This is a genomic window from Oceanobacillus sp. FSL K6-2867 (genome assembly GCF_037963145.1).
GTDB lineage: Bacteria > Bacillota > Bacilli > Bacillales > Amphibacillaceae > Oceanobacillus.
The window spans coordinates 669,352-683,976 of sequence record NZ_CP150144.1 but is presented as its reverse complement, the minus strand read 5'-3'; the positions used below and the strand labels follow the sequence as shown (position 1 = coordinate 683,976).

The window sequence follows — 14,625 nt, the reverse complement described above, 5'->3', positions numbered from 1 at the left end:
TTTTCATCATGTCATTGAATGAGCTAAAGCAATGCGCTAAGCAGAATTGATCTGCCTAGCGCATTTTAAATTGTTATTTTCTAACCCTTCCGAGACCCATTGCTTTCTTTGCTTTTGCAACAGTTTTGTTTGCTGTAAAGGAGGCTTTTTCTGCACCTTGATCCAGAATTTCATCAAGGTTTTCTGAATTAATTAATGCTGCATAACGTTCCTGAATTGGTTTTAGAACTCCAATCACGGCGTCTGCAACACCTTGTTTGAAATCTCCGTAGCCTTTGCCTTCATATTTAGCTTCAAGCGCTTCAATGGATTCACCTGTACAGCTTGAATAAATAGTAAGCAAGTTCGAAACACCAGGCTTGTTTTCTTTGTCAAATTTCACAATACCCTCAGAATCTGTTACAGCACTCTTAATTTTCTTCTCAATTTTCTTTGGTTCATCCAGCATCGAGATATAGCCTTTTTCATTTTCATCCGATTTACTCATTTTCTTAGTGGGATCTTGCAAGGACATAATTCGTGCTCCAACCTTCGGAATGCGAATTTCCGGGATTGTAAAAATATCATTGAAGCGATTATTAAAGCGCTGCGCCAAATTTCGTGTTAGTTCCAGATGCTGCTTCTGATCATCTCCGACAGGCACGACATTCGTATTATAAAGAAGTATATCTGCTGCCATTAATGACGGATAAGTAAGCAATGCAGAGGACACTGCATCTTTTCCTTCAGACTTATCTTTATACTGGGTCATACGCTCCAGCTCACCAACATAGCTGATAGACTGCAGCATCCATCCTAGCTGTGTATGTGCTGGAACCTCTGATTGAATGAACAATGTTGCTTTCTCAGGATCAATACCTGAAGCAAGATATAAAGCTGCAAGGGAACGAATGTTTTGTCTTAATTTTAATCGTTCTTGAGGAACTGTAATTGCATGTTCATCTACAATACAGAAGAAACAATCATAATCATTTTGTAATTCAACAAACTGCTGGATTGCACCAAGATAGTTCCCTAGTGTTAACGTACCACTTGGCTGAATTCCAGAAAAAATTTTCTCCATATCCTATCACTCCATCTTATCATTTTAAAGCATTAAAAAAGCCCATTCTCCCTATAGAAAAGGGACGAATGAACCGCGGTGCCACCCTAATTATCTTAACTGTGTAAGATCACTTTAATTGTCATCAGCTCTAAAGCCCAATTCCAAATTACCTTGATGCTTGCTCCCACCAACCACAAGCTCTCTAAAAATCAGCGGGTAAATTGTACTATATCTTTATCATCGCTTAACATATTGAGTTTTTAACTATTATATATATCATTTTATTGAAATGCAAGGGGCAAGATATACAGAAACGACCGAGAAGAGTACCGTCACGGTTGATAAATTTGGAAATGATATGAGAATTAACTGAGATAGTTGCTGTCACGGTCGATAGAACTAAATATAATATAAAAACCACCGAGAGGAATGCTGTCACGGTTGATAGAACCCAAAAAGACATGAGAATCATCCGAGAAGAGAGCCGTCACAGTCGATAGAACCCAAAAAGATATGAGAATCACGCGTGAAGGATCCCATGTAGTTTTCTGTGAAATGATCGAATAGAACTTCTCCTTCATATCCTTTATACAGATTGAAGTAGTGTTGTTTTTCTTTTTTCGTTTGTTTAAAAACTCGAGAATATATAATGCTTTTGGCTTTGTACGAGATTTGTAGGGCAAACATCCTTTCTATTACTATATATTAACTAATTCAATTATACTGAAAGAAATCATTTAATGAAATAGAATTGAAGGGCTGTTTAGGAGCTCTTTCAATTTTCCAGCGTTTTATTCTAACCCCGAAAAAAAGTTATAAAAAAGGCGTTTTTAATTTATGTGCGGAGGGTAATGTACTTTAAGTTAATAGAGATGAAAAGTATTTAAAATGAATTCGGGTTATCCATTTAAATGAACGAACTTTTCATTTATACTTAACTTATTAACTTTTAATAGGAGATTGATTCAACATGAGGAAAAGGCGTAGTACGATTATGGCATTCATTGGAATTCTCTTGCTTAGTATTTCAATTCCAACAGTGGCGGCAGCGGAAGAGGAGATGCAGGCATCCTTGCATCAAGAAAGAAAGACAAACATAGAATTAATGGATATCTTACAAAACATGAAGCGTTTTACATATGACTCTGGTTATGACTTTGAATATCCTGATGCGGTTAGAGGAATCTATGTAACTGGAAATTCCGTTGGGTCAAGCAAATTTGAAAGCTTGGTAGACTTGGTAGATACAACAGATTTGAATGCGATGGTAATTGATATTAAAGAAGATCATGGACATTTAACGTTTAAGCCGGAAGAAGGGTCTCCCTATGAAGATATTTCAACCAATAATATTTCGGATCCTGAAGGGCTGATGAAACTTTTAGAGGAAAAGAAAATTTATCCAATTGCCAGAATCGTTGTATTTAAGGATTCACTGCTTGCTAAAAAGCGCCCTGACTTATCATTCACTAAAAATGGAGAAGTGTGGGTGAACAACAAAGGGGAAGCCTTTGTCAGTCCTTTTGAAAAAGAAGTATGGGAATATAATGTTGAAATCGCCAAAATGGCAGCGGAAATGGGATTCCAGGAGATTCAATTTGATTATGTTCGTTTCCCAGAAGGATTTGAAACAAAGGATGAAGAACTGGAGTATACACTTGGTGATTATAAGGATTTAGAATTAAACAATATTAAAAAACGAGTTGAGGCGGTATCAGACTTTGTTGCATATGCAAGAGAAGAACTGTCTAATTATGATGTAGATGTGTCTGTTGATATTTTTGGTTATGCAGCAACAATTGAAGAGACACCAGGCATCGGGCAAAACTTCTCAAGAATTTCGGAAAATGTTGATGTCATTTCTTCCATGATTTATCCAAGTCATTGGACATCTTACTTTGGTATTGAAAATCCTGATGAAGAGCCATACAAGCTCGTTTCAGAATATGCAAAGGTTGAAAATGCAGTATTAGGTGAGCTGAAGACACCGCCAGTATCAAGACCTTGGCTGCAGGACTTTGAAGCACCATGGCTATACAGTGGAGCCACGAAACAGTATGGTAAAGCGGAAGTAGAAGCTCAGATTAAAGGGCTGTATGAGAACGGTATTGATGAGTTTCTGCTATGGAATTCAGGTAATGTTTATACAGAAAATGTGGACTATATGATTGGGAAATAATACCAAGGGGCTGCTTTAAGGCGGTCTCTTGCTTTTTTGTATAATATTCTTCACACCTCATTTAACAAATGAGAAGTTTTTCGTTATACTATGTGGGACTACGGAAAAAGGAGTAGATCCATGAATTGGTATGAAAAGCTGAATGAATATTTTCCAATTGAAGAAATGAAGTCAAAGAAGCATATGGAAATCCTTTTAGATGAAAAAGGGGATGTGTACTATAAGGATGAAAGTCCGAAGCATGTGCTGATGTATGCTGAATTTAAGACATTCCTTTTTATTGATTACCTTTGGGTTTCAACAGACACGAGAGGACAGGGAATTGGTCATCAATTAATCGAAACTTTAAAGGCTAAGAATAAACCAATTATATTAGAGGTTGAGCCGATTGATTATGATGATTCAGATTCTGAAAAAAGATTGCGTTTTTATAATCGAGAAGGATTTACCCACGCACAATCAATCGGATATAATCGCAGGTCTTTAGCTACTAATGAAGAGACACAGCTGGAAATATTATACTGGTCACCAAATGACGATGCTGAAGAGATTATTTTTGAGCAAATGAAGAAAATGTATAATGATATCCATACGTATAAAGATGAAGAAATATATGGAAAAGCATATCAACCTGTTGATGAGGTATTGAGTTACAATGAGGAACGCGATTCAAAGGATATCTTAGAAGGATTGAAAAAAACCGAGAAAGCATAATTGTCAGGTGTGCTTCATTGAGTGGGGAAAATGCTTGAAACAATTAAAATAAGTAAGGAATGCGGCGGAAGCCAGCTTAGTTTTCGTCGCATTCTATTTCCATTTTGGTTAAATATTTTTCTTAAATTATTTGCATGCTTTTAGAAAATTCTAAAGCGGAAAAAACCTAATTGAAGTGGAAACTTTTTCAATTCATAGGTTTAATTAAATTGTGAATGGGTACATTACATAATGAGCTAAGATATTATCAAAAACATTAAAACTTCCTGTTATTTCTAGAATATCCTCTACCTTTTGGTTGACAGATGTAGTATACTTATACATATAGGTAGTTTAAACTTATTATAATTTAGTAAGTTTACCAATGTTTATGATAATGATCTAACATACTTAAAAATGAGGAGTGAAGTTTCATGGTAACACTTTATACCTCGCCAAGTTGTACTTCTTGCAGAAAGGCAAAAGCATGGCTAGAAGAACACAACATACCGTTTACAGAGCGTAATATTTTCTCTGAACCTTTAACGCTTAATGAGATTAAAGAAATATTACGTATGACTGAAGATGGAACGGATGAGATAATTTCGACGCGTTCGAAGGTTTTTCAAAAGTTGGATGTTAATATTGAACAGCTTCCAATGAAGGATCTATTTAGTCTAATTCAAAAAAATCCTGGATTATTGAGACGGCCAATTATACTGGATGAAAAGCGCCTGCAAGTAGGTTATAACGAAGATGAGATTCGCAGATTCTTACCGAGAACTGTGCGTACATTTCAATTACGCGAAGCTCAGAGGATGGTTAACTAACTGTTTTTTCATAAATAAAATAAGAAACGCAGTCTCCAATATGGAGCTGCGTTTTTCTACTGTATTAGCATTCAAGAAAGGGGGGATTTCATGGATAAGCTGATATTATTTGACGGAGATTGTAATTTTTGTGACAGAGGTGTGCAATTTATCATTGCGCGTGACCCCAAAGGCCATTTTAAATTTGCCTCCTTACAAAGTGACATTGGTCAGCAAATATTGGGTAACCTTAATGCTCCTGAAGATTTAGATAGTATGGTGCTTATTGAAAATGACACGTATTATATTAAATCTACAGCAGCACTTCGAATATGTAAGCATTTAAAGGGATTATGGAAAGCAGCTTATGTTTTTGCAGTAATCCCAAAGCCCATTCGGGATTTCCTTTATGAATTTATTGCAAATAATCGATATAAATGGTTTGGAAAAAAAACAAGCTGTGAATTGCCGAGCCCTGAAATCAGGAAACGATTTTTGACAGATCCAAACTAAAACCCTTTTGAACGGGGCATTGCTATACTGATATCCCCGATGATATGACTGTTTTATAGGTTTTCGCCTTATTCAGCATGAATTTTTGTGCTGAAAATGTCATCATATCATGGCGGAAACGGATGACAAAATGGGGGAAATGCTGTAAAATAGCATACTAACTATCCACTCCTAATTGGGTAGGAGGCAGAAATTCATATGATAAATAGGCATATTAATTTCCAAGATGCCGTACACTATCATACAATGGAAGTAAGCAGAGAATAGCGATGGTTAGAGTCACCGCAAATCGGGTACTACAAACTATAGAGCAGCAAATAAGCTGAAATAAATAATTGGTGAAGATGTCTCTTCCACCTAACTGTTTTTCCTTAATAAAAATGAAATGATTAAGCTATGCTTTGCAAGGACGAAACAGCGATTAATTTTTCAATTTGAAGGGAGAGAATTAAATTGGAAATAGAGAGAATAAATGAGAATACCATAAAGTTTTATATTTCGTATATCGATATTGAAGATCTCGGTTTTGAACGTGAAGAAATTTGGTACAACCGGGAACGCAGTGAACAGCTTTTTTGGCAAATGATGGATGAGGTTAATTACCAGGAAGACTTTAATCCGGATGGTCCACTATGGATTCAAGTACAAGCGATGGAAAAAGGGCTTGAAATTGTAGTTACAAAAGCGAAAGTATCTAAAAATGGTGAGCATCACGAATTAGATACAGAGGATGCCGATGGTTTCGATTTACCAGTTGAAGAAAAGATTGAAAACCTGCTTGAAGATAAATTCGGCAAAAACGTTTCATCTTCAGAGGATGATGCAGAGGATATGATTGAAGATAATTTATGGATCATTGTAGAATTTAGTGAATTTGAGGACGTCATTCAATTAAGTCATTATTTTAACAGCTTATCTGAATTTGGGGAAGAGACACTATACCATTATCGTGACAAATATTATCTGTACATGGAATTTTCTCACGATATACTCGATGATAACAAGCAGGAGAATATCATTAGTCAGGTACTTGAGTTTGCAAATGATTCCGATATATCCATTCATTTGTTGGAAGAATACGGTAAAATTATTTTTGAATCCAATACTTTTTCACAAGTAAGATCATATTTTCCAGTTGAAGCATAGACATTCTGTAACAGGAATGTCTATTTTTCTGTTTTTAAGACCTCCAAATACCTAGGACAAACAGCTCATTTTTCGCAATATTCATAGACTTTCCTTTTGGGTATAGTACAATAGTAATTGTGTTTAAAAAGAAGGAGGGAAACTGTTGAAACAGAAAGGACTTATCGCTTTTATTACATTACTATTTTTAGCTATCGTATTAACTGCATGTGGTAACGAAGATGGAGAAAACAAGGATGCAGCTAGTGCAGAAGAACCAAAGGAAGAGGCAACTAAAAAAGAAACGGAAGAAGAAACAGAAAAAGAATCAGAAGAAACAGGGCAAGAAGAACAAGAGGAAAACAAAGAAGAAACTGCTGCAACGAATAATGAAGGCAGCTTTAGTGATTTAATTACATATATGGAAGATGAAACACAAGGTACAGCAAGTGTACTATTTGAAAATGATAAATCTCAGACTCATGATATGGAAGGTATATCTTTATCATTAGATGCTTATACATTAGTTGAATTACTAGACTTTCATAGAGATTTCTCTATCCCATTTGATGACCAAAACAATGGAGCAGTCATTATTGCGCAGTACACAGTAAAAAATGATACAGATGAAAATGTACACTACATGCCAAGTCTTTATATGACCTATGTTGGTGCTGATAAAGATTTAAGTAATCATCGTTATCTTTTACCAGAAGAACAGCAGCTCCCAACATTACTCTCACCGAACAATGAATACTTGCTAGAAGCAGGCCAAGAGATTACAGGATATTTTGCATATCCAATTGGAGAAGATCGTTTGAAAGATGTATTAAAGGCTGGCAGCGTGGATGTGGAAGTGGCAAAACCACAAACGGATAAAGATGATTTCTCCACGACTTTTGGTTCAGAAGGAAGATTTACACTGCCGCTGGATGCAGAAAGTGCTGATAAAGTAGAACAAACCGCAAGTCAAGGCTTCTATAAAGATAAAGCAACTGCAGATAATATGGGTGAAAAAGAGATGCTGGAAAGTGAAGAAAGTATAGGGGAAAGCAAGAAATTAGACAAAGCAACTGTAACATTAGAAGGCTACCAATTCACAAACTTTGTTCCAAATGCAGATGAAGCTCCTCGTTTTCAGTCAGAAGAGGTTGTATTATTAACGGTAAGGTTTACTATTGATAATGAATATGATGAGGATATTTCAAAAAGCTCTATGTCCTCTAATTTGTACGTAAATGATGGTAAACAATGGACATTAAATGAAGGCATGTTATTGCCATATAGTTATGGGGATGCTATTCCTGCTAATGAAAGTGGTGAATTGCTGCAAGTCTATCTTTTAGATCAGGAGCAGTATGAAAAAATTTGGAAAGATAAATCATTTGAAATGGAAATCGGGCCACTTCGAAATATGGATGCTGAAGATATTTCCAAAGGTGCAAGAGCGGAATTTAAGCTAAAGTAAAATGATTTATATAAAGAACGAATAGCAGCCAGCTAAACGAGTTGGACACTATTCGTTTTTTTATGTCTGTCTGAATTGTTCTCGTAAAGTCTATTAATACTGCTGAAGTAAGCAGTAAATAACGGTATAAAACTAGTTGTTTTTGCTTCATATAACAAAGGTGGAATTATTTGGAGAGAGATTCATTTTTCTGAAACAGCCGTATTATAACAATCTATAATAAAATGCAACCAACGATTTTATAAAGTTATTCTAAACATTGTTTTTTCAGAAGTCTGAAGTTGCCTAGAAACAATAATAAAAATAATAGCAGGAGATTGTTCATTTGCTGTCGAATATATAGCTTGATGGAGGTGAAGTTATGCTGCAAGCTAAAACAAAAGATGGCAGAACCATTACGCTTGCGACAATGAATCATGAAAGCATTATTAAATTAAAAGCAACTGGTACGTTATATTATTGTCCTGTGTGTGGTAAACAGGTGATTATGAAGGTGGGGATTAAGACAATTCCTCATTTTGCTCATAAGTCGACTGCAGATTGTCCTTCCTATAAAGGGGGAGAGGGAGTTTATCATGAACAAGGAAAGCTTATGCTATATCAATGGTTGATGCGCCACAATATGAAGGTGGAACTGGAAGTGTTTCTTCCTGAAATCCAACAGAGACCAGATATACTCGTGACATGGAATAACAGAAGAATTGCCATTGAATACCAATGTGCCAGAGTCCCCGACAAAATAATAAAACTACGTAATGAAGGATATCAATCGGTTGGAATTATACCAATATGGATTGCAGGTGCAACTCTTTTTACGCGTTATCAAGCAAATAGCTTTCGGATAGACCAGTTTACAAAGCAATTAATGCAACAATATAACCCTCAAATGCCCCCTGTACTTTATTATTTTTGCCCACATACCGCCCAGCTCGCTATCTTACAAGATATTTTCATAACTACAAGCACACAAGCTATAGGAAAACTTCATATTTCAGCTCTTGAGAAGAGAAAATTCACAGATTTATTTCACTTACAGTCTTTTACGAATACAGAATTGCAGTTGCTATGGCAGAAGCAAAAATATAAATTCCGCCATGCACAAGGAAGAAAAGCTTATGGAAATGAATTGACCTGGCGCAGATGGCTCTATTCCAAAGGCTTTCATCTTGAAAATCTCCCGTCTATTATTCATCTTCCAATTGCCACTCAATATCGAATGAAAATTCCACTATGGAACTGGCAGAGTAAAGTCTGCTTGGAAATAATTGATCCACTTCCCATGAAAGGTCTTTTTTCTATTGGGGAATGTCAACATCTCCTTTTCCGACAACAATACAACTCTAATTACTTTCCTTTATGTATTTCACAAACTACTCCTGTTCAAGAATACCTTAGATTGCTCGAACGCCTTCAAGTAATTCAGAAGGTCTCTAAAGATGTGTATAAAAAATTCCAGCCAATTACTTTTTATCACCATATTGAGGAAGCAGTACAAGGGGATAATCAGCTTGTAAAGGAATTATTTAGTCAAAAATCAAACATAATACGAGCATGAATTGGGAATAGTTCGTTATACTAAAGTATAGATTGAATTTATAAAGGATTTCTGCAAGAAATAGAAATCTGAAGAAATCGTAAAGGGAGGAATTTATTCATGTCAAAAACATCAAAAGAATTACCTAAACGCAGTGAAATACCGGTTGAATCAACATGGAAATTAGAAGATATTTTCGCAACAGATGAATTATGGCAGGAAGAATTAAAAAAGCTGCAGCAGGAAATACCAAAGGCAGAAGCATACAAAGGAAAATTATCAGAGTCTGCCGATGCGTTATATGAACTTTTAAAACTGCAGGATGACCTCTTTAAACGTCTTGGAAAACTGTATACATATTCGCATATGCGATATGATCAGGATACTACGAATTCCTTTTATCAAGGGTTGAATGCTCAAGCGGAGATGGTATTGACCCAGGCTTCAAGTGCAATGAGCTATGTTGTTCCAGAAGTACTGCAAATGGATGAAAACCAAATTAATCAATTTCTGGAGGAAAAAGAAGAATTAAGATTATATAAGAAAGTATTGGATGAGATTAATCGTCAGCGTCCACATGTGCTAAGTGAGAAAGAAGAGGTATTACTCGCTGAAGCTTCCGAAGCATTATCCAGCTCATCACAGACGTTCAGCATGCTCAATAATGCTGATCTAACCTTTCCAACAATCGTGAACGAACAAGGGGAAGAAGTTGATCTTACACATGGAAGATATTCTACTTTCTTAGAATCGAAGGACCGTCGTGTGAGAGAAGATGCATTTAATAAGATGTATGATACGTATGGTAAATTCAAAAATACATTTGCATCAACACTCAGTGGAGCGGTGAAAACCCATAATTTTTCTGCAAAAGTTCGTAATTATGAATCTGCAAGACAGGCGGCTCTTGATAACAATAATATTCCAGAGCAAGTATATGATAATTTAGTTGAAGCGGTTAATGAAAAACTACCACTACTGCATCGCTATACAAAACTTCGGAAAAAGGTCCTAAAGCTTGATGAATTGCATATGTACGATTTGTACACACCATTAGTAAAAGAAGTAGAAATGAAGGTTACCTATGAAGATGCAAAGGACTTTGTATTTAAAGGGCTTGCTCCACTTGGAAATGAATATGCGGATATTCTAAAAGAGGCATTTGAAAATCGCTGGATTGATGTGGAAGAGAATAAAGGAAAACGAAGTGGTGCATACTCTTCTGGATCCTATGCGACAAACCCGTATATTTTAATGAATTGGCAAGATGATGTAAACAATACATTTACATTGGCGCATGAGCTAGGTCATTCTCTTCATAGCTACTATACGAGAAAAACGCAGCCTTTCCGCTATGGAGATTATTCCATTTTTGTAGCAGAAGTTGCATCTACGACAAATGAAGCATTGTTAAATGATTATTTATTAAATAATCTAGCAGACGAGAAGCAGAAATTATATATTCTAAATCATTTTTTAGAAGGCTTCCGTGGTACAGTATTCCGTCAGACAATGTTTGCAGAATTTGAACATGAAATCCATGTAAGAGCAAAAGACGGGGAAGCACTTACGGCAGATAAGCTAACAGAAATATACTATGATTTAAACAAGAAATATTATGGGGAAGCTGTTGTTTCAGATGAAGCAATCGGGCTTGAATGGACAAGAATCCCACATTTCTATTACAACTATTATGTGTATCAGTATGCAACAGGATATTCTGCTGCAACAGCACTTGCAAATGGAATATTAGAAGGAAAAGAAGGAGCTGTTGATCGCTATCTTGACTTCCTGAAATCCGGAAGCAGTGACTATCCAATTGAAGTGCTGAAAAAGGCTGGCGTCGACATGACATCGAAACAACCGATTTTAGATGCGCTTGATGTGTTTGAGGAAAAGTTAAATGAAATGGAACGTATGTTATTAGAATAAGTCACCATTAAAAATAAGAGGGAACCATCTGGTTCCCTCTATCTATACCTTCGGACATCCCGCTGTGTTAAAGAATGAAGTGTTAAGTAGATGGATAAGAAAAATAGCGGCAATGTAACAAAAAGCGGAATGAGCTTCATTAAGCCTAATAGATTTAAGAAAAAGGCAAAAACTGTTAATGCGATAAATAGAACAGGATAAAACCGATAAAAACGATAAGACCTGCGCATCTCAATCCCTCCAGTAGCATCTTCAATCGGCTCATTACACTATATGATAATTACAACTTGTATAGAAGTGAACATTTTGTGAATATGTGCACATATAGGTTGAAAATCAATTTACTTCTTGTTATTATAAGATTGTAAGTTAAGTACAAACAAATACCCCTTTTGTTTGATCATGAAACTTTCTCCCATCCCCCTTTGTATAAATACAAAGTAGGAATAAGGATATACGCTGCCCCGTATATCCTTTATTTTTTTGTCTTCATTTTGAAGGCAAAAAAAAAGCCTCATTATTGTAAGGCTGAAAAACTAAAAATTATATTTCCAAAAGGATCCATATTTTGCTGGAATTTTTTCGACCACTTGCTGGAATTGCAGCTTCTTCATTTCCTTTTCCGTCTTTGCAAGTGACCAATCATAAACCACTGAAATCTCTTTGGTACCAACTACCTCGTAATATTGTAAAAAGGTTTCTAAAGGCGGCTTTACGGAAGGGATCGGTGTTCTCTGCAGTATTTCTTTCAATACAAGCTCATAAATTTCATATGGATAAAGGCCTGAAATCTTAATGCCTTCCTCTTCGGCAACCTGATTAAAGAATACAATGGTTGGGATATAGTCTACTTCCATTTCGCGCGTTAGCTTTAAATCACATTGGTATGCTTTTTTGGCAGAGGACGAGAATAGGTCTCTTTCAAATTCTTCAACGTCTAGCTTAGCTTCTTTCGCACATTGAAGCAGCACGTCTTCATCTGAAATATTCTGCTTTTTTAAGAAAAGATTCTCCTGTAACTTTCGCAGAAACAACATTCCTGCCTTTTTACCTTGAAGCTCTGCAGCTTTAATTGCAAGTGATGCAATCCATGGATATGATACTGGATTTTCGATCCAGAAATCTCCATCACAGCTCATACCAGTACGTTTGGCAGTTCTTTCCCATATTTCTTTTAATTTTCTCGGTTTATCAAATGAATCTGTATTGAGTGCTCTAAGTTGGCCACTTACAATTTGGCGTATAGTGAAAAAACGTCCGTATTCAACAGACAGTTTTTTTAGATAAGGCTCTAAGGACCAGCATTCCGCACAAAGCGGATCAATAAATACAAAAATCTCTATCGGTTTTTGCACAATATCAATATAGCTATAATTGGCCGATGTGTTTGTATGATTTGAGCTTGTAAGCTCAGTTTGATTCCAACTCACATCGAATTCTCCTTTCTCTTATTCAGGCGTGTTCATCATGTGGTTTGCAGTAAGGGTCAATTTCTCAAATATAGCCGTGCGGTATGGTTCCTCGATTCCTGCTTCGTCTAACGCTTCTGCCATACAATCTAGCCAAGCATCTCTTCTGGAAGGAGTAATTTCAAATGGCAAGTGACGTCTTCGCATCATTGGATGGCCGCGTTCTGCTTCATAAAGCCTTGGACCTCCGAAAAACTGCGTTAAAAAAAGACTCTGCTTTCTTGCAGTTTCTGTGAGGTCTTCTGGAAATATTGGTATAAGTTTTGGATGTTTTCCAACACGTTTATAAAAGGCATTAACTAGTTTGTCTATTGTATCGAATCCGCCAATGGCATCGTAAATCGTTCCATGTACAATATGCTCCATAAAAATATCTCCTTGGATGTTTGTATATATTGTAGCAACGGAAAGCAAAATGAGCAACAAATCTGATTGTGACCAGCTTATTACTTAATTAATTTTCCAGCGAGTGGAAAAAACGTTCAATTTTATTCGGGGTTGCGCGTTCCTTGATCTTATTTTCTTCGAGCAGCTGATGAAATATACGCAATCCTTCTTTTTGTGAATTTGCCTCTACTTCTAATTCGTAATCTGCTTGATCATTATACGTGCTGTAATCAAGTACGAGTAACACACCTTGATCGGAAACTTCTCTTCTCAATGTAGAGAGACTTCCGCAATAGACTAGCTTTTCTAGTTGAATATCTTTTTGCAATAGCTGTTTGGATGTGTTGTATTTCGGAATAATGGTACCGTTAATCCAGCTCAGCGCTTCTTGTTTTGTTAATAAATCATGAGTTTCAAGCAAGCCGTCAGGATGTGGTTCCTTTAATGTTAGCGTATATTTCCCATGCTTTTCTCGTATCCGAAGCGCGCATCCTTGTTCTTTAAGCGAAAAGTTTGAGGTCTCAAAATAATGGTTTATTTGCAGTTTTCCTTCTGTTGGAAAAGGAATGTTTTTTAGTAAATAATCATACTCCTCCTTTTCTAATAAATTTTTAAATTCAATTTCTATTTCTTGTGTCATAATCTGTCCCCCAACTTGAAAATAGGTTATTATTAATTATGGCGAAAGATGGACATGTATGCAAAGATTAGCCATTTTCGTTTGATGTGTTAAAATAAGGTTGATTAATAATAGTTATTCAAACAATGCCAGGTAATACATTATTGTCATGCTGACAATTCGAAATACTATTTTGCATATTGAAGACTGTTATGAACCTGATGAACGGTAAGGGTGATAACAATGAGATGGGAAGTAATCCTTGCTCCATATAAACAGATTGTTGAAGAGCTAAAAGTAAAACTGAGGGGTATGCGTGCACAATTTGAACTTGAATCCAGCCATTCTCCAATTGAATTTGTAACAGGTCGTGTAAAACCAGTACATAGTATTATGGAAAAGGCTGAAATGCGAGGAATATCGCTTGATAAAATCGATACGGAAATTCAGGATATTGCTGGGGTTCGCGTTGTTTGTCAATTTGTTGATGATATTTATACAATAGTAGATATGCTTCATACGAGAACCGATTTTACGATAGTCGAAGAAAAAGATTATATCGCGAATAAGAAAACGAGTGGCTATCGCTCGTATCATATGATTATTGAATATCCAGTTGAAACAATTCATGGTACAAAGCTGCACCTTGCAGAGATTCAAATAAGGACGCTCGCAATGAACTTTTGGGCAACTAATGAGCATTCCTTAAATTATAAATATGAAGGTAAACTGCCAGAAGAGGTAGAGTCCAGGCTGCAGAGAGCGGCAGAAGCGGCATTTAAATTAGATGAAGAAATGTCTAAGATAAAAAGCGAAATTCAGGAAGCACAACGAATATTCCACCGCAAGTAA

General features: G+C 36.1%; 14 protein-coding genes and 1 other annotated feature. Of the genes, 9 read left to right on the top strand and 5 right to left on the bottom strand.

Features of this window, described 5'->3' with window-relative positions:
• Positions 1-73: 73 nt before the first annotated feature.
• Complete coding sequence (gene trpS, locus NSQ77_RS03195) at positions 74-1,063, bottom strand: tryptophan--tRNA ligase (RefSeq protein WP_339228784.1); 990 nt, start codon at positions 1,061-1,063, stop codon at positions 74-76.
• Between the two features lie 57 nt (positions 1,064-1,120).
• Positions 1,121-1,295 (bottom strand) — a binding site (T-box leader).
• 720 nt (positions 1,296-2,015) lie between these two features.
• Here trpS and NSQ77_RS03190 point away from each other — a divergent pair.
• The 8 genes from NSQ77_RS03190 (at position 2,016) to pepF (ending at position 11,298) form a co-directional block, all read left to right on the top strand.
• Positions 2,016-3,224, top strand: a complete 1,209-nt coding sequence (locus NSQ77_RS03190; RefSeq protein WP_339228783.1) for a putative glycoside hydrolase — start codon at positions 2,016-2,018, stop codon at positions 3,222-3,224.
• A gap of 120 nt (positions 3,225-3,344) precedes the next feature.
• Entirely contained in the window at positions 3,345-3,938 is a 594-nt protein-coding gene (locus NSQ77_RS03185; RefSeq protein ID WP_339228782.1) for a GNAT family N-acetyltransferase, read from the top strand.
• A gap of 413 nt (positions 3,939-4,351) precedes the next feature.
• Positions 4,352-4,747, top strand: a complete 396-nt coding sequence (gene spxA / locus NSQ77_RS03180; protein ID WP_149474586.1) for a transcriptional regulator SpxA — start codon at positions 4,352-4,354, stop codon at positions 4,745-4,747.
• Positions 4,748-4,837: 90 nt separating this feature from the next.
• The gene (locus NSQ77_RS03175; protein WP_339228781.1) at positions 4,838-5,239 is read left to right on the top strand and encodes a thiol-disulfide oxidoreductase DCC family protein; all 402 of its coding nucleotides are present in this window, start codon (positions 4,838-4,840) and stop codon (positions 5,237-5,239) included.
• Between the two features lie 453 nt (positions 5,240-5,692).
• On the top strand, positions 5,693-6,385 hold the full coding sequence (mecA, locus tag NSQ77_RS03170) for an adaptor protein MecA (RefSeq protein WP_339228780.1): 693 nt from the start codon (positions 5,693-5,695) through the stop codon (positions 6,383-6,385).
• Between the two features lie 145 nt (positions 6,386-6,530).
• Positions 6,531-7,832, top strand: a complete 1,302-nt coding sequence (locus NSQ77_RS03165; protein ID WP_339228779.1) for a DUF5068 domain-containing protein — start codon at positions 6,531-6,533, stop codon at positions 7,830-7,832.
• Positions 7,833-8,193: 361 nt separating this feature from the next.
• Entirely contained in the window at positions 8,194-9,387 is a 1,194-nt protein-coding gene (locus NSQ77_RS03160) for a competence protein CoiA family protein (RefSeq protein WP_339228778.1), read from the top strand.
• A gap of 99 nt (positions 9,388-9,486) precedes the next feature.
• Positions 9,487-11,298 carry an oligoendopeptidase F gene (gene pepF, locus NSQ77_RS03155; RefSeq protein ID WP_339228777.1) on the top strand — a complete coding sequence of 604 codons (1,812 nt, stop codon included), beginning with the start codon at positions 9,487-9,489 and terminating at the stop codon, positions 11,296-11,298.
• 38 nt (positions 11,299-11,336) lie between these two features.
• Here pepF and NSQ77_RS03150 read toward each other — a convergent pair whose 3' ends face one another.
• The 4 genes from NSQ77_RS03150 to NSQ77_RS03135 form a co-directional block, all read right to left on the bottom strand.
• Positions 11,337-11,528, bottom strand: coding sequence for a hypothetical protein (locus NSQ77_RS03150; protein WP_339228776.1), 192 nt, complete (start codon positions 11,526-11,528; stop codon positions 11,337-11,339).
• 306 nt (positions 11,529-11,834) lie between these two features.
• Positions 11,835-12,728, bottom strand: coding sequence for a ClpXP adapter SpxH family protein (locus tag NSQ77_RS03145; RefSeq protein ID WP_339228775.1), 894 nt, complete (start codon positions 12,726-12,728; stop codon positions 11,835-11,837).
• A gap of 18 nt (positions 12,729-12,746) precedes the next feature.
• Positions 12,747-13,133 (bottom strand): globin, encoded by a 387-nt coding sequence (locus NSQ77_RS03140; protein ID WP_339228774.1) that lies wholly within the window; start codon positions 13,131-13,133, stop codon positions 12,747-12,749.
• Positions 13,134-13,221: 88 nt separating this feature from the next.
• The gene (locus NSQ77_RS03135; RefSeq protein ID WP_339228773.1) at positions 13,222-13,794 is read right to left on the bottom strand and encodes a CYTH domain-containing protein; all 573 of its coding nucleotides are present in this window, start codon (positions 13,792-13,794) and stop codon (positions 13,222-13,224) included.
• A 222-nt stretch (positions 13,795-14,016) separates the two neighbouring features.
• Between NSQ77_RS03135 and NSQ77_RS03130 the strand changes: the two genes are divergently transcribed.
• Complete coding sequence (locus tag NSQ77_RS03130) at positions 14,017-14,625, top strand: GTP pyrophosphokinase family protein (protein ID WP_339228772.1); 609 nt, start codon at positions 14,017-14,019, stop codon at positions 14,623-14,625.

What these genes read in the sequence shown, in the direction of transcription:
- trpS (WP_339228784.1), bottom strand. Translation starts at nt 1,063, where the DNA reads ATGGAGAAAATTTTTTCTGGAATTCAGCCAAGTGGTACGTTAACACTA.
- NSQ77_RS03190 (WP_339228783.1), top strand. Translation starts at nt 2,016, where the DNA reads ATGAGGAAAAGGCGTAGTACGATTATGGCATTCATTGGAATTCTCTTG.
- NSQ77_RS03185 (WP_339228782.1), top strand. Translation starts at nt 3,345, where the DNA reads ATGAATTGGTATGAAAAGCTGAATGAATATTTTCCAATTGAAGAAATG.
- spxA (WP_149474586.1), top strand. Translation starts at nt 4,352, where the DNA reads ATGGTAACACTTTATACCTCGCCAAGTTGTACTTCTTGCAGAAAGGCA.
- NSQ77_RS03175 (WP_339228781.1), top strand. Translation starts at nt 4,838, where the DNA reads ATGGATAAGCTGATATTATTTGACGGAGATTGTAATTTTTGTGACAGA.
- NSQ77_RS03160 (WP_339228778.1), top strand. Translation starts at nt 8,194, where the DNA reads ATGCTGCAAGCTAAAACAAAAGATGGCAGAACCATTACGCTTGCGACA.
- pepF (WP_339228777.1), top strand. Translation starts at nt 9,487, where the DNA reads ATGTCAAAAACATCAAAAGAATTACCTAAACGCAGTGAAATACCGGTT.
- NSQ77_RS03150 (WP_339228776.1), bottom strand. Translation starts at nt 11,528, where the DNA reads ATGCGCAGGTCTTATCGTTTTTATCGGTTTTATCCTGTTCTATTTATC.
- NSQ77_RS03140 (WP_339228774.1), bottom strand. Translation starts at nt 13,133, where the DNA reads ATGGAGCATATTGTACATGGAACGATTTACGATGCCATTGGCGGATTC.
- NSQ77_RS03135 (WP_339228773.1), bottom strand. Translation starts at nt 13,794, where the DNA reads ATGACACAAGAAATAGAAATTGAATTTAAAAATTTATTAGAAAAGGAG.
- NSQ77_RS03130 (WP_339228772.1), top strand. Translation starts at nt 14,017, where the DNA reads ATGAGATGGGAAGTAATCCTTGCTCCATATAAACAGATTGTTGAAGAG.